Origin of the sequence: Pseudoalteromonas undina (assembly GCF_000238275.3) — a bacterium.
Classification (GTDB): domain Bacteria; phylum Pseudomonadota; class Gammaproteobacteria; order Enterobacterales; family Alteromonadaceae; genus Pseudoalteromonas; species Pseudoalteromonas undina.
This window is the reverse complement of the sequence record NZ_AHCF03000003.1, coordinates 1,570,479-1,595,971: the sequence shown is the minus strand read 5'-3', so window position 1 is coordinate 1,595,971 and position 25,493 is coordinate 1,570,479. Positions and strand designations below refer to the sequence as shown.

Genomic DNA, 25,493 nt, shown 5'->3' with positions numbered 1-25,493 from the left:
ACATTTATGTTTAAACCACAAATTAAAGTGCCAGCGACATACATGCGTGGTGGCACCAGTAAAGGCGTGTTTTTTAATTTAACAGATTTACCTGCACCTGCCCAAGTGGCAGGTGAGGCGCGCGATAGCTTATTATTGCGCGTTATTGGTAGCCCAGATGCATACGGTAAACAAACCGATGGTATGGGTGGCGCAACATCAAGCACCAGTAAAACGGTTATTTTAAGTAAAAGTGAACAGCCCGATCACGATGTTGATTATTTATTTGGTCAAGTCGCGATTGATAAAGCGTTTGTAGATTGGAGTGGCAACTGCGGTAATTTAACCTCTGCTGTGGGCGCATTTGCCATTAGTAATGGTTTAGTCGATAAAGGCAGAGTACCTGATAATGGCATTGCCATTGTGCGTGTATGGCAGGCTAACATTAAAAAAAGTATTTTAGTGCATGTGCCCATGACCAATGGTGAAGTACAAGAAACCGGTGATTTTGAGTTAGATGGTGTTACCTTTCCTGCCGCTGAAGTAAAGCTTGAATTTATTGACCCTGCTGATGGTGATGGTGCGCTATTTCCAACAGGCAATGTAGTTGATGATTTAGAAGTTCCAAACGTGGGCACGTTAAAAGCAACTATGATCAATGCTGGTATCCCTACTATTTTTGTAAATGCCAGTGATATTGGTTATACCGGTACTGAACTACAAGATGACATAAACGCTGATGAAGCCGCACTAACTAAGCTTGAAAGCATTCGTGCACATGGTGCAGTAAAAATGGGCTTAATTAATAATATTAATGAAGCACAAGCACGCCAACACACACCTAAAGTGGCATTTGTGGCTGCTCCACATGATTATATATCCTCAAGTGGTAAGCAGATTAATGCAAGTGATATCGATTTGTTAGTCCGTGCTATGTCAATGGGTAAGTTACATCATGCAATGATGGGCACTGCCGCTGTCGCTATTGGTACTGCTGCGGCAGTTGAAGGAACATTAGTTAATTTAGCCGCCGGTGGTGGTGCTATTAATGAAGTTAACTTTGGTCACCCTTCGGGCACATTAAAAGTGGGAGCAGAGGCGGTGGTTACAAATGGCCAATGGCAGGTTAGCAAAGCCAGTATGAGCCGCAGCGCGCGTGTTTTAATGGAAGGCTGGGTAAGAGCGCCATTTGATTTTTAAACATTGTATAATAGCTGATGGCTTTGAGAGCATCAGCTTTATAGTTACCATGTAGTTTAAAATAAATCGTTAATTATCCAAGGTTATAACACTGTTGTTTTTTATTTTTTATAAAGCTATCAAACTCATTGTTTGCACGCATATTCGCAATTTCAGTATTTATATCTTCCAAAATAGATTGCCATTGTGGTGCACTTTTAGTTACAGAATAATATAGATTTTTGTACTCAATGCTTGGCATTAATGCAACGAGCGCATTTAGCATCCTTTTTTTATCTTTATTTGATAAAAGTGACTTGTAAACGCTGGCTCTAAGTACTTCTAAGTCAGCAACAATAAGCTCAACACGACCGTTTAAAAGCAAATGAATAAGCTGATATTCACTGTTTGCCACAATGGTTTTTATTTCACCTTGATCAATAAGTTCATCGAGTTTAGCACTATTCTTGTATGAACGAACGACGCCCATCACTCGGTTTTTTACAGAGTTAATGCTGCCATCGTAGTCAATAGTATGATCCTTTAGCGCAACAAATGATAAATCGCCGCCTGGAATTGGTTCTGATAGCGCCAATAACTGATTTCGTGTTTTTGTTAGAATATTTTCGGATATGACATCGTCGTCAATATAGTACTCAGGAAATAATATATCGGCTTTGCCTAGCTCTGCTTCGCGAACTGCACGCGCCCAAGGATAAAATTCAATATGAACGCCATAACCACGCTTTACCAGCATGCTAACTGTGAGCTGGTATAGCCAGCCTTTATTGCATAAGTTATCGTCTATGTAGGGAGGCCAGTTGAGAGTGACTAAACGAAGGACGGTATCAGCCTCTAAATTATAACCGTAACCGCTTTTGTATTTTTCGCCAGGAAGGGTGATATTTTTATCATTAACTGTGTAAGTTACTGGCGCAGGATCTGCGTAAGCAAAAAGTGAAATAAATAAGGTAGCGACTAAAAATATTCTCATAAGGATAATGCATTTTTATATGTACAGTTAAGTTTAGTTTGTTATCTGGAATAAACAACTTAAATGGTAAGGTTCTTTTAGTATTCATACAATTAAATATAGCCTTAAAAAGCGATAACTATTAACATGCGAATACAAGTAATTTAACTTAAATACGATTTAGTACTTATTTTATTAATAACATGAAAATTCAATCGTATTAAATAGAACAACTATATAAATAATTTTCATATCACTCTATTTCTAGGTGCTGTAATAAATCACCAATCGTGTTGGTATGATAATTAGAGGTGTTTTTACAAGAGGGAACTTTTATGGCTAATAAGCCAATAAGTGAAGATAATCCATTTGCTAATTTATCTGATGTGCAGTGTGAGCACATCCAAAATTGGTATCAAAAGCATATTTCTTTAACTCTAACCACGTTGCTTAAAGGCAGTAAGTCTGGTCAAGTAATAGACAGTAAATTAGAGAACGCGTTAAACGAAGCATTAAAAAACAGTAAACAGACCATAACTTATAAAGGCGATGGTAATTCGCCTATAAAATTACAAAATGCCAGTGTATTGGCCGAGCTCAAAGATACACGTGATTTGTTTCATGGTGCACAAGTTAAAATAAATAAGTTAGAACAAAAAATAACAACAAGTGCTGACGAAATACAATTACTAGAGACTCAAAAAAGCGAACTACAACTAGAAGTACGTAGTTTAAAGCAAAGGTTAAACCATGTTTTATCGAGATTAGAGTCGCAAGGCGTTTCGTTTCAAAAAAGCCATTATGTAGGGCGTATATTAGTACATGCTTTACGAGCAAGCTTTGAAAATTGGCAGCAAACGCCCTCTGGTGAGTCTTTCAAAAATCATGATTTTTATAAGCTTTTTCCTCGGGTGTTATACTCAAGTTTACTAAAAGAGATAGAAAAACTGCTAGGGGAACATGATTATAATAAAATAGAACGCTCGTTGAGTGATTTTGTGTTTCAACAAAAGGGCTCTCCAGTAGAGAATTGGCCAGATGAAGACCCGATATACGAGACACGATTAATTAACCAAAAACAGTCAGAGCTTTTAATTAAGTTACAAAGCCAACACCAGCAGCGAAAAAACTTTACCGCCTATTTAGAAAAGCGTCTTTCTAATACTGGGTTTACGCATAAGCACAGTGATTTGCTAATGACATTAGTTGAGTTTGCGACAAATGATGAAAATAGTAAGTTTTCTAGTTACTGTCATTAATTAGCAGTATTTGTTTGGCTAGTGAGCAGTAAAGGTGTAGTTAGAGGGGATTGTTGAAGCCCAAGTTGCTTTAGCCTAGCTGCAATATTGCCTTGTGTGAGTGCTTGCTTTACCCATTTATACAAGGTGTTTATATCTAGCGTGTGGTTTGGGCGCAGTAATAACTGATTATTATAGGTTTGTGCAACTCGCTCAGACACAAGTAGCAAACGCTTGCTTTTTGGATACTTGCTAAAGTATTGATTTAGGTAAGAGCGAGTAACAATAGCGCAATCGCTGCGTTTTTTTAATACTAATTCAATACTTCTTTTATGGCTGCTTAATAAAGTCATTTTATATTCGTTTTCAAGAACTGAGGGACTACTTTCGTAATTAGCTAACGGATAATGGTAGCCTAAAATACCCACTAAGGTTTTATCTTCTAAGTTATCAAACCAGGCTTGAGATTTTGCAAATTGCCTTAAAGCAATAAATACTTCTGTATCTATGGCTATAACAGGGGAGTTACTAATTACATTATTCCCTTGTTGCCACCCCCAGTTCGGGTTCTCAAAAAAAACCGAATCGAATAGGCCTTTTTGGTAATCCTTAAAGCGACGAATAGGCGTGGTTAGTACTAATTCAAAATGATAAGAAGACTGTATTTTATTGAGCTCGCTTATTAATTCAACGGTAAGACCAGAAGCACGCCCATCAACAATTTCTATATAAGGAGGGAACTCATAGCCACCTACTTTAACCACCGTTTTTGCATGAGCTTCTTCAACTGAAAAGCCAAGTAAGGCTAGTAAAATGAGCGTAACAAACTTCATAGTTAAATCCTTTCTTAGCGTGCTTTTGATGTATTAATTTAAAAGATAGTCTATTTGTTAACATAGTATGAATTATCAAGCAATAAATACTGACTTTGCAGGGTGATAAAATGGATGTCATCCGACGGTGTTGGATATTAACCAATATCGGTGCAGTTTTGCTTTATGTTGGGTGATGTTTGGTGTTGGGGTGTTTCACCGATGTCGGGTGGCGTGGCTTCGCCACTTAACCGACCTACATTCTTTTTTTATTGTGTAGATATGTAGAGAGGGTAGTGCTTTTTCTTTTTTAACAGTGTAGATATGGAGATTGGTACGACTGAATGGATTCGAACCACTGACCTCTGGACCGGGTGATCAAGAGTAGGTAGTGCTCTTTCTTTAGGTGTTTTTGAATTGGTACGACTGAGTGGATTCGAGTTATCGACCTGTGGACCGGGTGATTAAGAGAGGGTAGTGCTTTTTCTTAAGGTATTTTTTGAATTGGTACGACTGAGTGGATTCGAACCACCGACCCCTACCATGTCAAGGTAGTGCTCTAACCAACTGAGCTACAGTCGTACAATTTTAAATATATTTTTTACTAATTTTGGTACGACTGAGTGGATTCGAACCACCGACCCCTACCATGTCAAGGTAGTGCTCTAACCAACTGAGCTACAGTCGTACTATAAGTCTACATATTATTTAATTCGTCCATGAAGCTTCATCCTGTCGGCGTCCTGCCTCCACCTCGTTCGGCTGCGAAGCTTTGCTTCGGTCCAATCTCGCCCAACTGAGCTACAGTTGTACTGCATGTATTTAAGAGTTGTTAATTGCTTAACAACGGTCGCTAATATATAGCGTGATGGGGAGTGAATCAAGCATGTTTATGCTATTTGAGTTCATTTGCCGTTTTTTTATTCATATTGGACTGATTTCACACGTTTTATAAAATTTTTGCCACCATATAACATGCTCTTTTGCTGACGATTTTAGCTGAGCGAGTAAGTTTTTAGCGTTTGGGTCAAGAAGGGCATTTACTTCTTCACTGCTTACTGCTTGATTAAACCACAGCTGCACATAAAGCGGCTGCAATGTTTCTAAATAGCCACTAAGCTGAGCTTGATAAGGCTGAATTTGTTTCAAATAATATTTATTGAATATATTACTGACAATTTTAGCTTGCTGCTTGTTTTTACCCTTTGGGCATATATCTTCAAGCGTTAAAGTATTTACAAACTGGGTGGCCGCATGATTTAAGCTAATTTGTTCACGCGCGGCTTGAATAAGTTGTTGGTTAAACTCGTATTTGTTAAGCGGCTCAAGCGCTGACAAAATATCATCACTGTTTATTGCCATACTATTTTGGTTTTCTATTAGCTGTTTTATGGTAGTTAGCTTTTTAAGCCCCTCAACTGTGTCGCTAAACCCAGCCGGTTGAGTGCTGAGCTCTTGGCCGGTTAATTGCCAACTGCTGTTGAGTTCGGGCTCACTAAATAACATATTGTTGAAAAACTGAGTAAGCTGAGCTTGTTTTTGAGTTTTTGCCGCAGCAATTTTGTTGTAAATCTTGCTTTGTTTATCCAAGCTATTTAAACAGTTTTGCGCGCTTTGAATAAAATCTATTTGGTACTTCAATTGGCTAGCAGCGGTGGCTGTTTTACCTAACTGATTATTATGCTCGCTTATTAAAACGTTCAGTTTACATTGGCTAATACCAGCAAGTTCAGTTATGCCAATTTTAATTGCTGGTTGTAAAGCTTCAACAGGCTCAACTAAAGTAAGTTGTTGCAATGGGTTTGTGTTTGGCTTAGGAACTTGCAAGGTACTACTTAAGCGAGACAAATAGGTTTTATTTGCCTCACTGGGCTGCTCTGAGCAGCCAAAAAGTAAGATACAACACACTGCCAGTAACCATTTAAGTGGCAGTGTGGTAGTTTTAGGTTGATTAAGAGAGAATAAATGGTTCACGTTTAAATCGCCTATGCACTGTCAGCATCAGTAGTACAGCTGCAACTGATAATCCAACGATAATACCTATCCAAAAACCGTGAGGGCCCATTGCTGGCACTATTAAGTCTGTTCTTGCTAATACGTAACCTAAACTAAAGCCGATTAACCAATAAGAGATAAAAGTGATATAAGAAATAGGCGCGGTGTGCTTTAAGCCTCTCAATATACCATTTGCAGCTACTTGTAATGCATCAGGAAGTTGATAAATACAGGCTAAAATCATAATTGATGAAGCAAGTGCGAGTACCGCAGGGCTATCGCTATAAAGCTGGCTAATCACATCGCGACCTATAAAAGTAATAAAAGCAATAAATAGAGCGATAATTGCCGCTAAAATATAACTTGTAGACACGGCTACTTTTAATTGTTCTAAATGATTTTGCCCAAATAAATTACCAATTCGTATGCTAATTGCAATTGAGAGGCTAAGAGGCATCATAAATAATAGTGCCGTAACACTGGCTGCAATTTGATGGCCAGACACGGCCACAGCTCCTAAGTGCGCAATAAATAAAGGTATACAGGCAAACAAGGTTACTTCAAAAAAAGTGGCTAGTGATATAGGAATACCGAGTTTGGTAATAATACCTATGGTTTTAAAGTTAGGTTTTTCAAAGCCTGTTAATAAGCCTTTGGCGTCTACTTTTTTGCTGAGCTGGCAATAAGTCACCTGCGCAATGGCCATAACAGTAAATACGAGTGCGGTAGCAATACCACAACCGGCTCCGCCAAATGCTGGTAGGCCAAATAAGCCATTGATAAAAATATAATTGAGTGGAATATTTACCGCAAGCCCCAGTAGGCTAATATAAAATGCAGGCTTGGTCATCCCCATGCCTTCGGTCATATTTATGTAAACGGTAAAAATTAAAAAGCCAAATACACCCCATTTAACAAAATGAATGTAGTCAAAAGCAAGTCCAGCAATTGCAGGGGTGGTATCTAGCTGTAAAATAACAGTATTGGCAAGCTGCGCCGCACTAAAACCAGCAATACTTAAAAGGAGTGTTAAATAAAGGGCTTGCTGAAAATAATGGCTGATGCCGTTACGATCTTTAGCACCAGCGAATTGTGCAATAACGCCCGTTAATGCTAATAAAATCCCTTGTATTGCTAATAAAATTGGGTTCCATATCCCCGTTGCAATTGACAGTGCAGCTAAATCGGTAGGACTCACTTGTCCGGCCATAATGGTGTCAACCACAGACATTAATACTAAAGTTACTTGTGCTAAAAAAACGGGAACGGCAAGAGAAAGTAAACGTTTGGCTTCCCAACTACAAAAAGTCATAAAAAACAGCTATTCAGAAAAACATAGTCGCATTGTAATCTATTGTGATCAGCCAAGCTATGCTGGTGGTCGGTGTTTGTATTTAATTCATCTTGGTGGTGAAAATAACCATGAATAAGTGCTATTAAGTGAATGATTTTGTCTTTTGATACGTTAAACTAGCACTTTGTAAGAAATAGAAGCGATTTTTATGTTTACCGGTATTATTCAAACTCAAGCAACGGTAGTTTCTAAAACCCATGCACAGGGCGTATTACGCTTGGTAGTTTCTGTTAATGAGCAATACGTGAAGCATTTAGACTTAGGTGCCAGCATCGCTATAAATGGTTGCTGTTTGACTGTTGTGAAAGTAGAGCTAAGTAATCATGATGTGGTTGCTCAAGTGCATTTTGATGTTATTGATGAAACCCTGCAGCTAACTAATTTTGGGCAACTGGAATTGGGTAGTTTAGTTAATTACGAGCGTTCAGTGTCGTTTGGTACTGAGTTGGGTGGGCACATTGTATCTGGACATATTCATTGCACCGCAAAAATTGCGCAAATAGTGAAGTTAGAAAACAACTACAAAATACAGCTCAGCCTACCACAAAAATGGCAAAAATATGTGCTATACAAAGGATTTGTATCTGTTAATGGTGCAAGTTTAACGGTGGGTAATACTGATGAGTTTGGCTTTTGGTTGCATTTAATACCAGAAACACTCGATATAACTAATTTAGGTGAAGCCGTTGTGGGTGATGAGTTCAATATTGAAGTCGACCAGCAAACCTATGCAATTATAAACACCGTTGAAAACTACATGCGCCAACATAGTTAAAATATTTGTTCGTCATCGCTGTCTACATGTAACTCTAACTTATTACGTGCATAATCTATGTGCATGTTTAAGTGTATAAGGTTACAACAGGCACTGCATTCTTCATAGTAGTCTTGATCGCCCATACTGGCATCGAGATCTAAATGAATATGGTGTCCACAATGTGGGCAGGCGATACGTTGTGATAAAAAGTCTTTCATAATAACACCTCATAAAAACTAAGTTTTTTTACGTGGGTAACACACAACGAGCTAATAATAACTATAGTGCTTATATTTTGTTTACTACATTTATTTTAGTTTAATTAGTTTATCAACGTGGTCTTTAGCCTGATTTAAATAATGCCCCGCATAAATGTTGGCGTTGTTTAAAATAGGGTAAAGCTGGTAAACAAGCTTACGTTGTTCATAACCCTGAGCTAAAGGGTATTGGTGATTGTAGGTACTATAAAACTCTTCAGGGAGGGGGGCATAAAGCTCACTCATAGCAATATCGACCTCCCGATCACCGTAATAGCAGGCAGGGTCAAATAAGGTCGGAATGTTGTTTACAAAGCCCATATTACCGCGCCAAAAATCGCCATGTAATAGTGAGGGTAAAACATGATGATTATGCAGTTGCTCTTTTACTAAATTTATCAGTTGCTCGGAGTCTGCAAGTACAATGCCTTTTTCAGCTAATAGCTGTAATTGCCAACCAATACGTTCTTCTGCAAAAAATACATCCCATTTTTTATGCCACTGATTGGGTTGAGGTGTTGAGCTTAAATAATTGTCGGTGTCAAAACCAAACATCGCTTGCTGGTGTTTTTGATGTAACATAGCAAGATGCTCCCCCATAGCTGACCAATGGGTATGGGGGAGCTCGTCAAGTGCAAGCCACTCTAATACAATAAAGGCGAATTCTATATTGGCCCCAGTTGTAATGCAGTCGGGCACCATAAATACACTGTTTTGAGTAAGCTGTTTTAAACCTTGAGCTTGAGCCTCAAAGCGTTCTAGTTCATGTTTTTGCGCAATTTTAACTAAGTAATTGTGCTTGCCATCGCTTAAGTGAAACAACTTATCGGTGGATGTATTTTGCAACTGACGTTTATGGGTGTGTTTAAAATCGTAATGGATAGCTTGGCTGATCTGTTGATTGATTGTTTTCCACATAACAATAGTCACCTTTTAAACCTATAAATAAACTATGGCAAAAAGGGATTAAATAAACAAATTAATCGGTGTAAAATTAAGACTATCAATTTCTGATACAAATCACTGAAATGGAATAAAAATGAATAAAAGTTTTATCACTAACTTATTAGCAGCGTGTTGTGTTGTTATTGGTTTTGTATTTGATCAAGCCATTGTACTTTCAGTGGGTTTATTTGCACTCTCTGGTGCGGTTACAAATTTACTCGCTATTCATATGCTGTTTGAAAAAGTACCGTTTTTATATGGATCAGGTGTAATTGCGCTTAAGTTTGAAAGCTTTAAAGTGGCTATAAGAAATTTAATACTTACGGAGTTCTTTTCTGAGCATAAAATAGACAAGCTTCTAAGTAAGGCACAGCCAACGATTGATTTTGAATCGGTAATTTATAAAGTAGATTTAAACCCTGCATTCGATAATTTGTTAGTGGTTATTGAGCAATCACAATTTGGTAGCATGCTTGCAATGTTTGGCGGCACTGAAGCCGTTGAGCCAATGCGAGAAAAGTTTATTGAAAAAATGCAATTATCGCTGGTGCAAATAAGCGACACCGACGATTTTAAAACGCTATTAAGCGACATGTTAACCCAAGGTAATAACGCGGAAAGTTTGCATAATACGGTGCTTAAGTTAGTGGATGAACGCTTAGATGAACTCACCCCTAAAATGGTAAAAGAAATAATTCAAACCATGATCCGCGAACATTTAGGCTGGCTCGTTGTGTGGGGTGGGGTATTTGGTGGTTTGTTTGGCTTGTTGGCAGCGCTTATTTAATAATTAAATACACGTTAAGCAGGTACTAAGCCCTGCCTAACGTGTTTGGCTAGAGTAAATTAAACGCATTTAAAACTCACGATTTTTTAATTAGAACTCAGGTTATTTAGATCCCGCCATAATAACTACAAGCGGTTTGTTTACTTTTGCTAAATCTCTTATTGACGTACTAGTAGATGCTTCAATATTTAAAAATTGTGCTGATTTATTTAAATCATACAGCGTTACAAAGTCACCCACTGATAAATCATTACAGAGTAATTTTTTGCTAATTACATGTTTATCTATACGTAGATTTTTCATTGTTCTGAGCAGTGTCAGTCTTTTGTTAGATGCAACGGCCATGCAAGCTTGGGTACCGGGTGATGAATCAGCGGCAACAAAAGTGGCCGCCATTACAGGAGCTGTTAATGTTGCTGCGCCCAATAATACAGTTGAATATAGAGTTGCTTTGAAAGAAATCATAGTATTTGCCTCTTTGTTTATATGCAACTTAAGTATTGCTTAATGTAGCCGAAATGTTGTTAACTGAATGGGGTAAGCTGTAAGAAGATGTGTATATAAATCGTGCAATTTTGTAGGTGTATGAAAAGTTGTTCATAAATAATTTATTTTTGACACACTTTAGCGTTTTCCTACTGAAATATTTTTTCAGGCTGTTATTATCGCGCCCTAAATTTGTGGCATTTTATATTTTTGGAGCGCAATTGTGAATAAAACGTTAGCAAGTTACTACCAGCAAGCTTATGCTTGTGAGCAACAGCATTTTAACCAATGTTTTTATTGCGGCTGTGAGGCAACAGAGCGCGATCATTGCCCGCCATTGCATATGCTACAAAGTATTATTGATCTAGGTGAAGAAGCTGACTTTGTTGCCATTGCAGCTTGTTATGAATGCCATGCATTACTTCACAATGAGCGATTAATGACCATTGATGAGCGATTTAGCAAACTTAAAAAGAAGTTATCTAATAAGTATGCAAAGCCTTTGCGCGTTTATAACATGTGGGAAGAAAACGAGCTCGCTGACATGAGTGATGAATTTGCTCATAGTATTCAAGCGGGTATGAAACTCGGTAAAGAAGCTGCTGAGCGACTCGCTTTTACGGGGTTTAGTTATGCCACTGAAGAAGCACGTGTCACAGTGCGTGAAAAAACCAAAGAGTTTGATGTAGAAGGCACTGTATTTTACGACTTTAAAGAAGCGCTTAATTATTGCATTAATGTTTTAAAGGTACAAAAAAGTGATTTTTATAAAATTTTAGTGGAAGACTATCAAGGTGATTTTAATAAGGCATTGAGCCAATACAGACATCGCCATGATAAAGTCACAGCCGCAAAAGATGGTAATACATTGATTAAAGATTTTTCAAAATTACATAAGCAAAACTCAGATTTTGTAACCCGAACGGTTAAACACTTTATAAGTAAAGATCCATCGCTCACCACCGAAGGAGCTCTGGATAAGCTTTATAACAATTATATAAAAAAATAATTACAGAAACTCACCTTAAATAACGGCCTTTTCACCTGTTTTTTTAGCTTTATGCGTTTGCTTTCGCTAAAGTAGTAAAAAAACAGGAGAACCTAAAAACATGCAAAAATTTGCTCCCTCATTGTTAGCTGTTGGTTTAGCAGCAGCACTTGTTGGTTGCCAAGAAAGCGGCCCACAAGATCCAAAAGTAACCATTAATAAAAACCCATACCCAAGTACTTATCAGCCAGTAGCGACATCAAGCACCTTGATCACTAATGCAACGGTATTAACAGGTACGGGTGAGCGTTTAGATGAAGCTGACGTACTGATTGTTGACGGTAAAGTGCAGCAAGTTGGTAAAGATTTAACCGCTAATGCAGACACCACTATTGACGCGCAAGGTAAATGGGTAACACCAGGCATTATTGACGTTCATTCACATTTAGGTGCTTATCCAAATCCATCGGTTGAGTCTCATCAAGATGGTAACGAAATGACCAGCCCTAATACGGCAGAAGTATGGGTTGAGCATTCAATTTGGCCACAAGATCCAGGTTTTAATCGTGCACGCGAAGGCGGTATTACGTCATTACAAATTTTACCAGGTTCAGCTAATTTATTTGGTGGACGTGGCGTTACCCTTAAAAATGTACCGGCTCATACCATGCAAGGAATGAAATTTCCTGATGCGCCATACGGTTTAAAAATGGCCTGTGGTGAAAATCCTAAACGTGTTTACGGTCGAAAAGGTGTATTACCGATGACACGTATGGGTAATATGGCAGGTTATCGCACAGCATGGATTGGTGCTCAAGAATATAAGCGTGAGTGGGATAAATACGATGCTGATTACGCTGCGGGTAAAAACCCAGAAGCTCCACACCGAGATATTAAATACGATACATTACGCGGTGTTTTAGAAGGTGACGTTCGTATTCACAATCACTGCTACAAAGCAGAAGAAATGGCGATGATGATCGACCTTTCAAAAGAGTTTAATTATCATGCGGGCACATTCCATCACGGTATTGAAGCATACAAAATTGCTGATTTACTGGCTGAAAACGGCTCGTGTGCTGCACTTTGGCCAGACTGGTGGGGCTTTAAAATGGAAGCCTACGATATGGTGCAAGAGAACGTAGCAATTGTTGATGCCGTTAAAAACTCATGTGCCGTTGTGCACTCAGATTCTGACACGACGATTCAACGCTTAAACCAAGAAGCAGCGAAAGTTATGTTCAGTGCAAACCAAAATGGGTTTGATATTTCTGAGCAGCATGCAATTAAGTGGATCACAGCTAATGCCGCAAAATCGTTAGGTATTGAAGATAAAACAGGCTCACTTGAAACAGGTAAACAAGCTGATGTTGTTATTTGGAATCAAAGCCCGTTTAGTGTTTATGCAAAAGCAGAGCAAGTGTTTGTTGATGGTGCAAAAGTTTACGATAGAAACGATAGCGCATTCCAAGCACAAAGTGATTTTATGTTAGGTCAACAATAAGGAGCCCCAGAATGAAAAAATTATCACGTTCGTTTTCGCTTTCTCTGGTTGCTGCAGGGCTATTAGCATCGGGTACCGTGAGCGCAGAGTCACTGGCAATTATTAATGCAACTTTGCATACATCTTCAGATCAAGGTGTATTAGAAGGAGCTAGCATAGTTATGAATGATGGCAAAATCACTGCCATTAACCCTAGCGATTTTAAAGTTGACAAAGTTATTGATGCTCAAGGTCAAATAGTGACCCCAGGTTTTATAGCCAGTGTAAACCAGCTTGGCTTAGTTGAAGTAGGTGCGGTTGCCGGTTCTCGCGATGCAGGAGAAGACAAAGCGGGTATCGATTTTGATGCAAGCTTGGCATTTAATCCTCGTTCAAGCTTAATTCCTTATGCACGTAAAGGCGGTATTACTCGCGATTTGATCACCCCTTACGGTGGTGACAGCATATTTGCAGGCCTTGCAAGTGTTGTTGATTTAAGTGGTAGCTTCGAAAGCGTAAATAAAAAGCAAGCAGCATTAGTGGTTCATTTGGGTGAACGCAGCAAAGGCTCTCGTGCATTTACCTTGCAAACACTTATCAATAAGTTAGATGAGCATCAAACTAAAGCAAGCAAAGAAGCTAAAAAAGACGACGCTAAGCCAAGTGCTGAAGACACCATAATGGCTAAAGTACTAAAAGGCGATATGCCATTACTAATTAGTGTGTCGCGTTCGGCTGATATTGTTGAACTAATAAAAGTGAAACAGCAGTTTGGCGTAAACATTGTCCTTAATGGCGCTCAAGATGCCGTTGTAGTTAAAGATCGCATCGCTAAAGCAGGCATTCCTGTGATCATTAGTGCAATGGATAACTTACCAGGCAGTTTCGACTCACTTAATGCAAGCTTAAATAATGCCGGCATACTAGAAAAAGCCGGTGTTAAAGTGCTATTAACTGTGGGTGGCGATGCCAGCCACAATGTTTACCAGCTTCGCTACGATGCCGGTAACGCAGTGTCTTACGGTATGAGCCAACAAGGCGCATTAAAGGCCATGACCTCGAATGTAGCTGATGTATTTGGTATTAATGCCGGTAGCTTAGAAGTAGGTAAAGCCGCTGATGTTGTTATGTGGAGTAACGACCCGTTTGAGCTGAGCAGCCACGTGAATAAAATGTTTATCAATGGAGTTGAGGTTAGTACTGAATCTCGCCAAGATAAACTGCGTGAGCGCTATACAACAGAATCGAACATGCCACGCGCGTACACAAAATAAACTTTTAAAGTTGAATTGAAAAGGCCGCATTAGCGGCCTTTTTCTTAGGCACAAAAAAGGCGCTCTATGAGCGCCTTTTCATTCATTTAACTGATTTATACTAGTTTAGATAAAATCTCGTTAAATGTTGTGCTCGGACGCATTGCTTTGAAGGCTGCATCGTCATTTGGCTGGAAGTATCCGCCAATGTTCATTGCAGGACCCTGTGCATCGTTTAGCTCGCTAACAATTTGCTCTTTGTTGGTTTCAAGGTCGCTAGCAATTTGTGTAAATTGCGCTTTAAGCTCGCTATCTTCATTTTGCTTAGCAAGTTCTTGAGCCCAGAATAAAGATAAGAAGAAATGAGAACCACGGTTATCAATTTCTTTTACTTTACGTGAAGGCGACTTGTTTTCAGCTAGGAATGTACCCGTTGCTTTATCAAGCGTATCAGCAAGTACTTGTGCCTTGTTGTTACCTGTTGTCGTGCTTAGGTGCTCAAGTGACGCAGCAAGTGCTAAGAACTCACCTAAAGAATCCCAACGTAAGTGGTTTTCTTTTTCAAACTGTTGAACGTGCTTAGGAGCAGAACCACCCGCACCTGTTTCAAATAGACCACCGCCATTCATTAGTGGCACAATTGAAAGCATTTTAGCACTGGTACCCAATTCTAAAATTGGGAATAAATCTGTTAGGTAATCACGTAACACGTTACCTGTTACAGAAATCGTGTCTTTACCTTCTTTGATGCGTGCTAGTGAGAATAAGGTTGCATCCATTGGCGATAAAATTTGAATATCTAGGCCAGCAGTGTCGTGATCTGGCAGGTATTTATTCACTTTTTTGATTAGCTCAGCATCGTGTGCACGTTCTGCATCTAACCAGAAAATAGCCGGATTACCTGTTGCGCGAGCGCGGTTTACTGCAAGTTTAACCCAATCTTGAATTGGTGCATCTTTAACCTGACACATGCGCCAGATATCGCCTTGCTCAACACTGTGCTCAAGTAGGGTGTTGCCATTTGTGTCAACAACACGAATAGTACCGTCAGCTTTTGCTTCAAATGTTTTGTCATGTGAGCCGTACTCTTCCGCTTTTTGAGCCATAAGGCCAACGTTTGGTACGCTACCCATAGTCGTAGGATCAAAAGCACCGTGCTCTTTACAAAAATCAATCGTTGCTTGGTAAACGCCAGAGTAACAACGATCTGGAATTACAAAGCTTGTGTCTTGTAATTTATCGTCTTTATTCCACATTTGACCGCTTGAGCGAATTGCAGCAGGCATAGAAGCATCGATGATCACATCACTTGGTACGTGTAAGTTTGTGATGCCACGATGAGAATCAACCATTGCGATAGCAGGGCGGTTAGCATAAACAGCTTGAATATCTGCTTCAATTTCTTCGCGCTTAGCGTCATCTAATGTTTGAATTTTAGAGTACACATCGCCTAAACCGTTGTTTACATCAACACCTAGCTCTTCAAAAAGTGCACCGTGTTTTGCAAAAACGTCTTTGTAGAATACTTTTACAGCGTGACCAAAGATGATTGGATCAGATACTTTCATCATGGTTGCTTTCATGTGAAGCGAAAATAACACGCCTTTTTCCTTAGCTGCATTAATTTCAGCTTCTAGGAATGCTTGTAATTTTGCAGCGCTAATACGTGATGCATCAATTACTTCACCAGCAAGTAATGGCGTGCTTTGCTTAAGTACAGTGATATCGCCATTAGCCGCTACGTGTTCAATACGAACATCCGTTACTTCATCAACAGTTACTGATTGCTCAGAACCAAAGAAGTCACCTTCTTCCATGCTTGCAACGTATGATTGTGAATCTTTGCTCCATGCGCCCATTGAATGCGGGTTATTACGTGCATACTCTTTCACTGAACCTGGTGCGCGACGGTCAGAGTTACCTTCACGAAGAACAGGGTTTACTGCGCTGCCTTTAATTTTATCGTAGGCTGCTTGAATGGCTTTTTCTTCATCGTTTTTAGGTTCTACAGGGTATTCTGGAAGTGCATAACCTTTTTCTTGAAGCTCTTTAATTACAGCGCGAAGTTGCGGAACTGATGCACTAATGTTCGGTAATTTAATGATGTTAGCTTCTGGTGTTTTTGCCATTTCGCCAAGCTCTGCAAGTGCATCACCAATGCGTTGTTCTTCTGTTAGGTAATCCGGGAAGCTCGCAATTACACGACCAGCTAATGAGATGTCGCGTGTTTCAACTTCAACACCTGCCGCATTTGTGTACGCTTGGATAATAGGTAACAACGAATAAGTTGCTAGTGCCGGAGCTTCGTCCGTTTTTGTATAGATAATTTTTGATGTCATCATCATTCCTAGATAGTAGGCCGCATTGGCCAAATTCAACAATGCAAAGAAATCATCGCTTAATACCTTATAAATAAAGCATTAGTATATGCAATGAGTAGTCTGTTAGGTGTTGGTACTCGTATAACCTAAACAAGGTGAGAATAATCACACCTGACGGACTAGTGTCTTTTATAACTGAAATTTATGTAATTACAAACTAGCCATTAGGCTAAAGTAATTACGTTTTACAGGATAAAGAGTGTAACAAGCTTGGCTAAAAAGGGCTAGGATTACGCGCCAAACGCCAGCAGTTAAACATCTAATACTGAAATTATTGGGGTAGATAAAATAAAATCAAGGAGCGGGGTTGAATTAACAAACAATGAAGCAATTTATATGTAAGTGGTTAGGGATATTTAGGGGATTAAGCGAGGATCTAAACAGGTCGCTCGCTTTAGTCTCATATTTACAATCACTCTATAATATCGCCGTTAGGGGCTATATTAGTAGCGTGTAGACCTTTAGGGCCCTGTTGTAATTCGAAGGTAACATCTTGACCAGCTTTAAGCGTCTTGTATCCGTCCATTACAATAGTGGAGTAATGAGCAAAAATGTCGTTCTCGCAACCGTCTTCTACGATGAAACCAAAACCTTTGGCGTTGTTGAACCATTTGACTTTACCACAAGCCATACTTCTACATCCTTCTATAAGTTGACTAATTTAGTTATCCTAAACTGTATTGTTTGCTAGACTGACTAAGGTTTAATCAATCACCATTTGACTGTAGTTTATTTAAGCAACCAGTCAAGTGTTTTAGGTTATTTTTTAACATTTTATTTATTTTTTTATTCAAGTTTGCTTGAGTTACAAAGACAAGACTATATTTAATTATGAGTGGTATGAAAGATTCTGGTGTTATCGACACCGTTCGCGATAGTGAAAAGCAAAAGTTGCAGCCACCGCGAAAATATAAAGTTGTGTTAAACAACGATGATTACACGCCGATGGATTTTGTAATAGAGATCTTAATGACGTTTTTTAATATGGATAGCGATAGAGCAACTGATGTGATGCTGCAAATACATCAGCAAGGTAAGGGCATATGTGGTGTTTACAGCGCCGACGTAGCACATACTAAGGCTGAGCAAGTTAACCGCTACTCAAGGGATAACGAGCATCCACTGCTATGTAGTTGTGAGCAGGAATAAATACCACAAAGGTGAACTTTCATCTTTGAAGTGCGGTATAAAATTATTATCTCTGTAAGGGGTTGCCAATGCTAAATAAAGACTTAGAACTAACTTTGAACACTGCGTTTCGTGAAGCGCGTACACGTCGTCATGAGTTTATGACCGTAGAGCACCTTTTATTAGCTCTACTCGACAACCCATCAGCTGGAGAAGCGCTTAATGCGTGTGGTGTTGACGTTTCTGGATTAAAAACAGAGTTACTTGAATTTATTGATGAAACCACACCGGTTATTCCTGATTTAGAAGAAGAGCGCGAAACTCAACCAACACTTGGTTTTCAGCGGGTATTACAGCGCGCTGTATTTCATGTGCAATCTTCTGGCAAAAATGAAGTCACAGGCGTTAATGTGCTGGTCGCTATTTTTTCTGAGCAAGAAAGCCAAGCCGTGTACTTACTTAAAAAGAATGATATTTCTCGACTTGATATTGTTAACTTCATTTCTCATGGTATCGCCAAAGGTGACGACGAATTAGGCGATGATACCGACGATATTCATGAAGAGGTGCAAGAAGTAGCAAGCGAAGAAGCGAGTAAGCTCGACAGCTTTACAACTAACCTTAATATACACGCTAAAGAGGGTAATATTGACCCGCTTGTTGGCCGTGATAGTGAAGTAGAGCGCACAGTGCAAGTGCTGTGTCGTCGTAAAAAGAATAACCCATTACTGGTTGGTGAAGCCGGCGTAGGTAAAACTGCTATTGCCGAGGGCTTAGCCTATCGTATTGTTAACGAACAAGTGCCTGAAGTCATTGCTGATGCGGTTGTGTACTCCTTAGATATGGGCGCGTTACTTGCCGGTACCAAATACCGAGGCGATTTTGAAAAACGCTTTAAAAGTTTATTAAAAGAGTTACAAGCAAAAGCAGGTTCAATTTTATTTATTGATGAAATTCACACCATTATTGGTGCAGGTGCTGCCTCAGGTGGGGTAATGGATGCCTCAAACTTAATTAAGCCGTTACTCTCAAGTGGGCAATTACGTTGTATGGGTTCTACCACTTACGGTGAGTACAAGAATATTTTTGAAAAAGATCGCGCCCTTGTCCGTCGCTTTCAAAAAATTGATGTGCTTGAACCTAGCGTTGAAGATACCACTAAAATTCTTAACGGCTTAAAAGATCGTTACGAAGCACACCATGGTATTCGTTATACGCAAAAAGCGTTAAAAGCAGCCGCCGAGCTAAGTGCCAAGTACATTAATGAGCGTCACTTACCTGATAAAGCGATTGACGTTATTGATGAAGCAGGCGCAAGCCAACGGCTACTGCCTACGTCTAAGCGTAAAAAAACCATTGGTGTATCTGATATTGAGATGATTGTGTCTAAAATGGCGCGTATTCCGCCTCAAAATGTGTCGTCGTCTGATAAAGAAACGCTGAAAAACTTAGACCGTAATTTAAAAATGTTGGTGTTTGGACAAGATCAATCCATTGATGCATTAACTTCTGCTATTCGCTTATCGCGCTCAGGTTTAGCAAACGAGAACAAACCGGTTGGTTCGTTCTTATTTGCAGGCCCAACAGGGGTAGGTAAAACAGAGGTTACCAAGCAATTAGCTAAATGCATGGGTGTTGAGTTTATTCGTTTTGATATGTCTGAATACGTTGAGCGCCATGCGGTGAGCCGTTTAATTGGTGCGCCTCCGGGTTATGTAGGTTTTGAACAAGGCGGCTTATTAACAGAAGCGGTGATCAAAAACCCACATGCAGTGGTATTGCTGGATGAAATTGAAAAAGCGCATCCTGATATCTACAACATTTTATTACAAGTTATGGATCACGGTACGCTAACAGATAATAACGGCCGAAAAGCTGACTTTAGAAACGTAGTAGTGGTGATGACCACCAATGCCGGCGTGCAAGAAACCACGCGTAAGTCGATTGGTTTTAGTGAGCAAGATCACACACACGATGCAATGGGTGAAATTAACAAAGTATTTTCACCTGAATTTAGAAACCGCTTAGATAACATTATTTGGTTTAATCACCTCGAAAAAGAGGTTATTTTGCAAGTGGTTGATAAATTTGTTGTTGAGTTACAAGCGCAACTGGATAAGAAGTCAGTTAACCTTGAGCTTACTTCTAAAGCTCGTGAGTGGTTGGCTGATAAAGGCTATGACAAAGCAATGGGCGCGCGTCCTATGGCGCGTGTTATCCAAGAAGATCTTAAAAAGCAATTGGCTAACGAAATACTGTTTGGTGAGCTAATTTCTGGCGGTACGGTAAAAGTATCGGTTAAAGATAAAAAACTGCGTTTTGATTACGAGAGTGACTTAACGCCAGCCTAAACTAAAAAAGTTAGCAATTTAAAAAGCCTGCTTTATGCAGGCTTTTTTATTTGCCAAAGAAATAGGCAACAAAAAACCCAGCAAAGGCTGGGTTTTTTGTTTATTAAATGTAATTAATGGTAGTAGCCAGTAATTACATTTAATAAACGCTTAAAGCTAGTTTTCACTAGCCAAAAACTAAATCTCGTTTACGCACTTACTTAGCGAGCACGGAATACGATACGACCTTTCGATAAATCGTAAGGAGTCATTTCTACCGTTACTTTATCGCCGGTTAAAATACGGATATAGTTTTTGCGCATTTTACCTGAAATATGAGCCACAACTACGTGACCATTTTCTAGCTCAACTCGGAACATTGTATTTGGTAAAGTATCAAGGACTGTCCCTTGCATTTCGATTACGTCTTCTTTCGCCATGTTTAGCGTAACACCTCTTTAATAGTTAAACGCTGCAGATTTTGCCCAAAATACGCCAATAAGTAAAGGCGCAGGGGCTATTTTTGTAAATTAAATAGCCACCCACTGGTCATTGAGCTGTTTTTGGGCAGGTAAAAACTGGGTTTTATACTTCATTTTGTCGCATTCATCTATTTGATAGCCTAAATAAACAAACTGTTTGTGTTGCTGTTTAGCAAATTTAAGCTGCTGTAATATCATTACAGTCCCTAAACTGAAGTGTTCGTAGTCAGGGTCAAAAAATGTATAAATAGCGGAAATAGCGTTGTCCATACAATCAGTTACAGCAACGGCTACTAAGTTTTCTTGATCCCAAAGCTCTATAAAGGTGATGGTTAACCAGCTACAAAACAAAAAACTTTGAAATTGTGATTTATCAGGTGGATACATAGAACCGTCTTGATGACGTAAACTAATGTATTTACTGTAAAGTGGGTAGTATTGTTCGCGTTCAACCTGTGAATATTTTACCTCAAAGCGGTTTTTTGCTTTGTTAAGTTTACGTTTTTGCGATTTTGTCGGCATAAACTCATCAGCTAAAACGCGCACAGAACTACATGCGCTGCAAATAGGGCAGTGCGGACGGTAAATTTGGTTACCGCTGCGACGAAAGCCTAATCCTAATAATGATTCAAACTTGTTGCTGCTGTAACAACTTGGGTCGAGTATCACCAGCAATTGTTCTTGGCGATCAGGTAAATAACTGCATTCAAACGGTTGGCTTAGGCCTATACGAGCCGGAAGTTGTTCATTCATATATCGCGATTAGCTCCTGTGGCTGCCACATACTGGCAGCTGGGGTGTAACACTGTGCTTTATTAAGTTTAGTTAAAAATTCTTCACGTGGAATCACGCTGGCACCTAACGACATTAAATAAGGATTTTCTAATTGGCAATCAATAAAATGCGCATTATGGCGCTTAAGCCAATTAACCAGCGCCCACATCGCCAGTTTGGAGCAATTTGTTTGATGATGAAACATTGATTCACCACAAAAAACGCCAGTTTGCATAATCCCATATAAGCCGCCTACAAGCTCTCCCTCACGCCATACCTCTAAACTATGAGCTATGCCATTGTAATGCGCTTTTATGTACGCCTGTTGCATTTGCGGGGTTATCCAAGTGCCATCGGTATCAATGCGTTGATCGCGGCACGCTTCTATCACTTCTTCAAAGGCATGATTAATAGTTACGGTGACCGGGTGCTTTTTTAAATGTTTTCGTAAGCTTTTACTAACATGAAAGTCATTAAGCTCAACAATACCGCGCTCACTCGGTGACCACCACATAATTGGCTCTTGCTCACTAAACCACGGAAAAATACCAGATAAATAGGCATTTTTTAACCGCGTTACCGATAAACATCCACCAATGGCAAGCAAACCATCTGGATCATCTAATGCATGGTTGGGATCAGGAAAAGTAAAGTGGCTTTGAGCGAGTTGATAAAGTTGTTTAGTCATAACACCGATTGAATAACTGCATGGTCAAGATAAAGTGTAACCTGTTGCTTTAAAATCACAAACCACAAATTATTGTGTTGTCCAAAGCCTCCTACACGGTTTACATTCTAAGAACTATATCTGTAAAGCAAATTACAGGCATAAAAAAAGCGCGTTAAAAAACGCGCTTAATTAAATGGTAAACTAATCGAATTAGCTAACCACTTTTACTGGTACAGCTTCACCTGCGTTGAACTTAGTTGTCATTGCTTCTTCAACAGGTGTAAACGATGTAAGGTCAATACCTTCAACCGCAGACTTATACTCTTCCATAGTCGGGAAACGACCAAGAACAGAAGATAGAACTACAACTGGCGTAGAACCTAGAAGTGATTCACCTTTCTTCTCAGATGTATCGGCTACTACACGGCCTTGGAAAAGACGTGTTGATGTTGCGATAACAGTATCACCTGGTTCTGCTTTTTCTTGGTTACCCATACATAGGTTACAACCAGGACGTTCTAGGTATAAGATATTTTCATACTTAGTACGTGCAGCCGTTTTTGGTTTTGCATCGTCAAATTCAAAACCTGCGTATTTAGCAAGAATATCCCAATCGCCTTCCGCTTTAAGCTCATCAACAATGTTGTATGTTGGTGGCGCAACAACTAATGGCGCTTTGAATGAGATAGAACCGTTTTTCTTCTCAAGGTTACGTAGCATGTGAGCAATAATTTTCATATCGCCTTTGTGAACCATACACGAACCAACAAAACCTAAATCAACAGGCTTGTCGTTGTAAAAAGAAACAGGGCGGATCACATCGTGAGTATAACGCTTAGAAACATCATCGTTATTAACGTCTGGATCGGCAATCATTGGCTCAACGATTTGGTCTAAATCAACCACAACTTCTGCGTGGTATTTAGCGTTGTCGTCTGGAGAAAGTGCTGGCTCTTCACCAGATTGAATACCTGCAATACGCTTGTCGGCTAAATCGATTAGACCTTGTAGCGTTTGTGCTTCGTTTTCCATACCTTTGTTGATCATGATTTGGATACGTGACTTAGCAAGTTCAATTGACTTAATTAACGTTTCATCATTTGAAATACAGATTGACGCTTTCGCTTTCATTTCTGCAGTCCAGTCAGTGAAGGTAAACGCTTGGTCAGCCATTAGGGTACCAATATGAACTTCAATGATACGACCTTGGAATACGTTTTCGCCGCCAAATTGCTTAAGCATTTGCGCTTGCGTTGCATGTACAACATCGCGGAAATCCATATGCTTAGCCATTTTGCCTTTAAACGTTACTTTAACTGAATCAGGAATCGGCATCGCAGATTCACCGGTTGCAAGTGCAACAGCAACAGTACCTGAATCTGCACCAAAGGCAACGCCTTTAGACATACGTGTATGCGAGTCACCACCAATGATGATAGCGCGATCATCAATTGTAATGTCGTTCAATACTTTGTGAATAACGTCAGTCATTGCATGGTAAACGCCTTTCGGGTCACGTGCAGTGATCAAACCAAACTTATTCATAAACGCCATTAGTTTAGGAATGTTTGCTTGTGCTTTGCTATCCCATACTGATGCTGTATGACAACCAGATTGATAGGCACCATCAACAAGAGGTGAAATCGTTGAAGCAGCCATGGCTTCTAATTCTTGCGCTGTCATTGGACCGGTTGTATCTTGCGAACCAACGATGTTCACTTTAACACGAACATTTGAGCCAGCGTGAAGTGGCGTATCTGATAGTACACCTACCGCGTTACGGTTAAAGATTTTTTCAACCGCTGTTAAGCCTTGGCCTTCGTGTGAAATTTCTTTTGAAGGTGCATAAACAAGCGGCGTTTCAATGCCAAGAGTTTCAGCAGCAAACGTTTGTAGTTTTTTACCGAATACAACTGCGTAAGAACCGCCAGCTCTCATGAATTCAACTTTTTGCGGTGTGAATGCTGATGAAATATCAACAAGCTCTTTATCACCGTTATAAAGTTTTTTCTCTTTAGTATTGATTGTTAGCACAGTACCAGTAGCAACAGAGTAGGCTTCTTCAAGCACAGCGTCACCATTTGCATCAGTTACTGTATTGCCGTCTGCATCTACTTTTTTAACCCAGTTTTTAAGGTCAAGACCAATACCGCCGGTTACATCAACCGTTGTTAAGAAGATTGGTGCAATACCGTTAGTACCTGCAACAACAGGTGCAATGTTGATGAAAGGAACGTATGGACTTGCTTGTTTACCAGCCCAAAGTGCTACGTTATTCACACCAGACATACGTGATGAACCAACGCCCATGGTGCCTTTTTCAGCAATAAGCATTACTTTAGCGTTAGGGTGTTTCTTTTGAAGGGCAACAATTTCTTGTTGTGCTTCTTCAGTGATCATGCACTTACCGTGTAATTCACGGTCAGCACGCGAGTGTGCTTGGTTACCTGGAGACAGTAAATCAGTTGAGATGTCGCCTTCACCAGCAATGTAAGTTACTACTTCGATTTTTTCTTCGATGTCAGGTAGTTTTGTGAAGAATTCAGCTTTTGAGAAGCTCTCTAGTAATTCTTTAGCAATTGGGTTATCTGATTCGTAGGCCGCTTTAATGCGCTCCATATCTGCATCGTATAAGAATACCTGAGTTTTCAGTACTTCTGCAGCTTGTGCTGCGATTTTTGCGTCATCAGCAAAGGCTAAATCAATTAGCATTTCAATCGATGGGCCGCCTTTCATGTGTGAAAGTAGTTCGAATGCAAATTCTGGAGTGATCTCTGCAACGTGCTCTTCACCTAAAATGATTTCTTTTAGAAACTGTGCTTTAACGCCCGCAGCACTGGTTGTTCCAGGTAAAGTATTAAAAATAAAGAAATGCAGTGAATCTTTACGGTGCTCGTTATTAGTATCTTTAATTTGATTAATTATTTCTGATACTAGTTCAGCGCTATCGATTGGTTGTGGGCTTAATCCAAGCTCCGTTTTACGGGTTTGGATTTCTTCCATATATTTTGTATACAAACTCATAGAAAACTCTCGGTAATTTACTTGATATGAAGTTAAGCATTTTAACTGATTTTACAGTTTCTAGTAATGCCTAAATGAATAAAGCTTTTATTCCTGACGATAATTATAGCTAGTTTTACTTATATAATTTGACGGTATTTGTTGCTCACCCTTAGATCCTATCGTACCTGAGCCATTAATTGTATAAATAAGACTAATTTCAACTATAATCCTAGTGA

Annotated in this window: 22 protein-coding genes and 2 tRNA genes; 9 read left to right on the top strand and 15 right to left on the bottom strand. The window is 39.5% G+C overall.

From position 1 onward, the window contains the following. Positions 1-6: 6 nt before the first annotated feature. The gene (prpF, locus tag PUND_RS11010; RefSeq protein ID WP_010389687.1) at positions 7-1,179 is read left to right on the top strand and encodes a 2-methylaconitate cis-trans isomerase PrpF; all 1,173 of its coding nucleotides are present in this window, start codon (positions 7-9) and stop codon (positions 1,177-1,179) included. A 73-nt stretch (positions 1,180-1,252) separates the two neighbouring features. Here the strand turns inward: prpF and PUND_RS11005 are convergent, their stop codons facing one another. Next, the gene (locus PUND_RS11005) at positions 1,253-2,152 is read right to left on the bottom strand and encodes a substrate-binding periplasmic protein (RefSeq protein ID WP_010389689.1); all 900 of its coding nucleotides are present in this window, start codon (positions 2,150-2,152) and stop codon (positions 1,253-1,255) included. 314 nt (positions 2,153-2,466) lie between these two features. Between PUND_RS11005 and PUND_RS11000 the strand changes: the two genes are divergently transcribed. Further along, positions 2,467-3,390, top strand: a complete 924-nt coding sequence (locus tag PUND_RS11000; RefSeq protein WP_010389690.1) for a V-type ATP synthase subunit I domain-containing protein — start codon at positions 2,467-2,469, stop codon at positions 3,388-3,390. On the opposite strand, the gene PUND_RS10995 is transcribed toward PUND_RS11000, so the two are convergent. The 5 genes from PUND_RS10995 to PUND_RS10975 form a co-directional block, all read right to left on the bottom strand. Next, positions 3,387-4,202: a hypothetical protein gene (locus PUND_RS10995; protein WP_010389692.1), complete on the bottom strand. Its 816-nt coding sequence runs from the start codon at positions 4,200-4,202 to the stop codon at positions 3,387-3,389. The genes PUND_RS11000 and PUND_RS10995 overlap by 4 nt on opposite strands. A 484-nt stretch (positions 4,203-4,686) precedes the next feature. Next, positions 4,687-4,763, bottom strand: a tRNA-Val gene (locus PUND_RS10990). 29 nt (positions 4,764-4,792) lie between these two features. Continuing rightward, positions 4,793-4,869: transfer RNA gene (locus tag PUND_RS10985), tRNA-Val, on the bottom strand. 236 nt (positions 4,870-5,105) lie between these two features. Beyond that, positions 5,106-6,155, bottom strand: coding sequence for a DUF3080 family protein (locus PUND_RS10980; RefSeq protein WP_010389694.1), 1,050 nt, complete (start codon positions 6,153-6,155; stop codon positions 5,106-5,108). Then, a complete protein-coding gene (locus tag PUND_RS10975; RefSeq protein WP_010389696.1) occupies positions 6,133-7,488 on the bottom strand; it encodes an MATE family efflux transporter in 1,356 nt (451 codons plus the stop codon). The genes PUND_RS10980 and PUND_RS10975 overlap by 23 nt, the downstream gene beginning before the upstream one ends. A gap of 190 nt (positions 7,489-7,678) precedes the next feature. Here PUND_RS10975 and PUND_RS10970 point away from each other — a divergent pair, with 190 nt between their 5' ends. Next, positions 7,679-8,305: a riboflavin synthase gene (locus PUND_RS10970; protein WP_010389698.1), complete on the top strand. Its 627-nt coding sequence runs from the start codon at positions 7,679-7,681 to the stop codon at positions 8,303-8,305. On the opposite strand, the gene PUND_RS10965 is transcribed toward PUND_RS10970, so the two are convergent. Both PUND_RS10965 and PUND_RS10960 read right to left on the bottom strand, forming a co-directional pair. Further along, on the bottom strand, positions 8,302-8,505 hold the full coding sequence (locus PUND_RS10965; protein ID WP_008464077.1) for a CPXCG motif-containing cysteine-rich protein: 204 nt from the start codon (positions 8,503-8,505) through the stop codon (positions 8,302-8,304). The genes PUND_RS10970 and PUND_RS10965 overlap by 4 nt on opposite strands. Before the next feature lie 90 nt (positions 8,506-8,595). Next, complete coding sequence (locus PUND_RS10960) at positions 8,596-9,462, bottom strand: fructosamine kinase family protein (protein WP_010389701.1); 867 nt, start codon at positions 9,460-9,462, stop codon at positions 8,596-8,598. A gap of 121 nt (positions 9,463-9,583) precedes the next feature. Here PUND_RS10960 and PUND_RS10955 point away from each other — a divergent pair, with 121 nt between their 5' ends. Next, a complete protein-coding gene (locus PUND_RS10955; protein ID WP_010389702.1) occupies positions 9,584-10,276 on the top strand; it encodes a hypothetical protein in 693 nt (230 codons plus the stop codon). A 102-nt stretch (positions 10,277-10,378) separates the two neighbouring features. On the opposite strand, the gene PUND_RS10950 is transcribed toward PUND_RS10955, so the two are convergent. Further along, positions 10,379-10,741 (bottom strand): DUF3718 domain-containing protein, encoded by a 363-nt coding sequence (locus PUND_RS10950; RefSeq protein ID WP_010389703.1) that lies wholly within the window; start codon positions 10,739-10,741, stop codon positions 10,379-10,381. A gap of 244 nt (positions 10,742-10,985) precedes the next feature. On the opposite strand from PUND_RS10950, the gene PUND_RS10945 reads away from it, so the two are divergent. The 3 genes from PUND_RS10945 to PUND_RS10935 all read left to right on the top strand — a co-directional run bounded on the left by PUND_RS10945 (position 10,986) and on the right by PUND_RS10935 (position 14,507). Beyond that, the gene (locus tag PUND_RS10945) at positions 10,986-11,771 is read left to right on the top strand and encodes a hypothetical protein (RefSeq protein ID WP_008110111.1); all 786 of its coding nucleotides are present in this window, start codon (positions 10,986-10,988) and stop codon (positions 11,769-11,771) included. Between the two features lie 100 nt (positions 11,772-11,871). Further along, positions 11,872-13,254, top strand: coding sequence for an amidohydrolase (locus PUND_RS10940; RefSeq protein ID WP_010389705.1), 1,383 nt, complete (start codon positions 11,872-11,874; stop codon positions 13,252-13,254). Between the two features lie 11 nt (positions 13,255-13,265). Next, complete coding sequence (locus PUND_RS10935) at positions 13,266-14,507, top strand: amidohydrolase family protein (protein ID WP_010389706.1); 1,242 nt, start codon at positions 13,266-13,268, stop codon at positions 14,505-14,507. 95 nt (positions 14,508-14,602) lie between these two features. On the opposite strand, the gene PUND_RS10930 is transcribed toward PUND_RS10935, so the two are convergent. Together PUND_RS10930 and cspD are read right to left on the bottom strand one after the other, a co-directional pair. Continuing rightward, positions 14,603-16,825: an NADP-dependent isocitrate dehydrogenase gene (locus PUND_RS10930; protein WP_010389707.1), complete on the bottom strand. Its 2,223-nt coding sequence runs from the start codon at positions 16,823-16,825 to the stop codon at positions 14,603-14,605. 454 nt (positions 16,826-17,279) lie between these two features. After that, positions 17,280-17,498: a cold shock domain-containing protein CspD gene (cspD, locus tag PUND_RS10925; RefSeq protein WP_008110104.1), complete on the bottom strand. Its 219-nt coding sequence runs from the start codon at positions 17,496-17,498 to the stop codon at positions 17,280-17,282. Positions 17,499-17,707: 209 nt separating this feature from the next. On the opposite strand from cspD, the gene clpS reads away from it, so the two are divergent. Further along, complete coding sequence (gene clpS, locus PUND_RS10920; RefSeq protein WP_008110102.1) at positions 17,708-18,016, top strand: ATP-dependent Clp protease adapter ClpS; 309 nt, start codon at positions 17,708-17,710, stop codon at positions 18,014-18,016. A 68-nt stretch (positions 18,017-18,084) separates the two neighbouring features. Next, positions 18,085-20,346 carry an ATP-dependent Clp protease ATP-binding subunit ClpA gene (gene clpA, locus PUND_RS10915; RefSeq protein WP_010389711.1) on the top strand — a complete coding sequence of 754 codons (2,262 nt, stop codon included), beginning with the start codon at positions 18,085-18,087 and terminating at the stop codon, positions 20,344-20,346. A 200-nt stretch (positions 20,347-20,546) separates the two neighbouring features. Here clpA and infA read toward each other — a convergent pair whose 3' ends face one another. The 4 genes from infA to PUND_RS10895 form a co-directional block, all read right to left on the bottom strand. After that, complete coding sequence (gene infA, locus PUND_RS10910; protein WP_002962494.1) at positions 20,547-20,765, bottom strand: translation initiation factor IF-1; 219 nt, start codon at positions 20,763-20,765, stop codon at positions 20,547-20,549. A 90-nt stretch (positions 20,766-20,855) separates the two neighbouring features. Next, positions 20,856-21,560 carry an arginyltransferase gene (locus tag PUND_RS10905; RefSeq protein WP_010389715.1) on the bottom strand — a complete coding sequence of 235 codons (705 nt, stop codon included), beginning with the start codon at positions 21,558-21,560 and terminating at the stop codon, positions 20,856-20,858. Next, entirely contained in the window at positions 21,553-22,269 is a 717-nt protein-coding gene (gene aat, locus PUND_RS10900) for a leucyl/phenylalanyl-tRNA--protein transferase (protein WP_010389717.1), read from the bottom strand. The genes PUND_RS10905 and aat overlap by 8 nt, the downstream gene beginning before the upstream one ends. A gap of 192 nt (positions 22,270-22,461) precedes the next feature. Further along, positions 22,462-25,275, bottom strand: coding sequence for a bifunctional aconitate hydratase 2/2-methylisocitrate dehydratase (locus PUND_RS10895; RefSeq protein ID WP_021033102.1), 2,814 nt, complete (start codon positions 25,273-25,275; stop codon positions 22,462-22,464). Between the last annotated feature and the right edge of the window lie 218 nt (positions 25,276-25,493).

Coding starts and splice junctions, on each gene's coding strand:
- prpF (WP_010389687.1), top strand. CDS start 7: ATGTTTAAACCACAAATTAAAGTGCCAGCGACATACATGCGTGGTGGC.
- PUND_RS11005 (WP_010389689.1), bottom strand. CDS start 2,152: ATGAGAATATTTTTAGTCGCTACCTTATTTATTTCACTTTTTGCTTAC.
- PUND_RS11000 (WP_010389690.1), top strand. CDS start 2,467: ATGGCTAATAAGCCAATAAGTGAAGATAATCCATTTGCTAATTTATCT.
- PUND_RS10995 (WP_010389692.1), bottom strand. CDS start 4,202: ATGAAGTTTGTTACGCTCATTTTACTAGCCTTACTTGGCTTTTCAGTT.
- PUND_RS10975 (WP_010389696.1), bottom strand. CDS start 7,488: ATGACTTTTTGTAGTTGGGAAGCCAAACGTTTACTTTCTCTTGCCGTT.
- PUND_RS10970 (WP_010389698.1), top strand. CDS start 7,679: ATGTTTACCGGTATTATTCAAACTCAAGCAACGGTAGTTTCTAAAACC.
- PUND_RS10965 (WP_008464077.1), bottom strand. CDS start 8,505: ATGAAAGACTTTTTATCACAACGTATCGCCTGCCCACATTGTGGACAC.
- PUND_RS10960 (WP_010389701.1), bottom strand. CDS start 9,462: ATGTGGAAAACAATCAATCAACAGATCAGCCAAGCTATCCATTACGAT.
- PUND_RS10955 (WP_010389702.1), top strand. CDS start 9,584: ATGAATAAAAGTTTTATCACTAACTTATTAGCAGCGTGTTGTGTTGTT.
- PUND_RS10950 (WP_010389703.1), bottom strand. CDS start 10,741: ATGATTTCTTTCAAAGCAACTCTATATTCAACTGTATTATTGGGCGCA.
- PUND_RS10940 (WP_010389705.1), top strand. CDS start 11,872: ATGCAAAAATTTGCTCCCTCATTGTTAGCTGTTGGTTTAGCAGCAGCA.
- PUND_RS10935 (WP_010389706.1), top strand. CDS start 13,266: ATGAAAAAATTATCACGTTCGTTTTCGCTTTCTCTGGTTGCTGCAGGG.
- PUND_RS10930 (WP_010389707.1), bottom strand. CDS start 16,825: ATGACATCAAAAATTATCTATACAAAAACGGACGAAGCTCCGGCACTA.
- cspD (WP_008110104.1), bottom strand. CDS start 17,498: ATGGCTTGTGGTAAAGTCAAATGGTTCAACAACGCCAAAGGTTTTGGT.
- clpS (WP_008110102.1), top strand. CDS start 17,708: ATGAAAGATTCTGGTGTTATCGACACCGTTCGCGATAGTGAAAAGCAA.
- clpA (WP_010389711.1), top strand. CDS start 18,085: ATGCTAAATAAAGACTTAGAACTAACTTTGAACACTGCGTTTCGTGAA.
- infA (WP_002962494.1), bottom strand. CDS start 20,765: ATGGCGAAAGAAGACGTAATCGAAATGCAAGGGACAGTCCTTGATACT.
- PUND_RS10905 (WP_010389715.1), bottom strand. CDS start 21,560: ATGAATGAACAACTTCCGGCTCGTATAGGCCTAAGCCAACCGTTTGAA.
- aat (WP_010389717.1), bottom strand. CDS start 22,269: ATGACTAAACAACTTTATCAACTCGCTCAAAGCCACTTTACTTTTCCT.
- PUND_RS10895 (WP_021033102.1), bottom strand. CDS start 25,275: ATGAGTTTGTATACAAAATATATGGAAGAAATCCAAACCCGTAAAACG.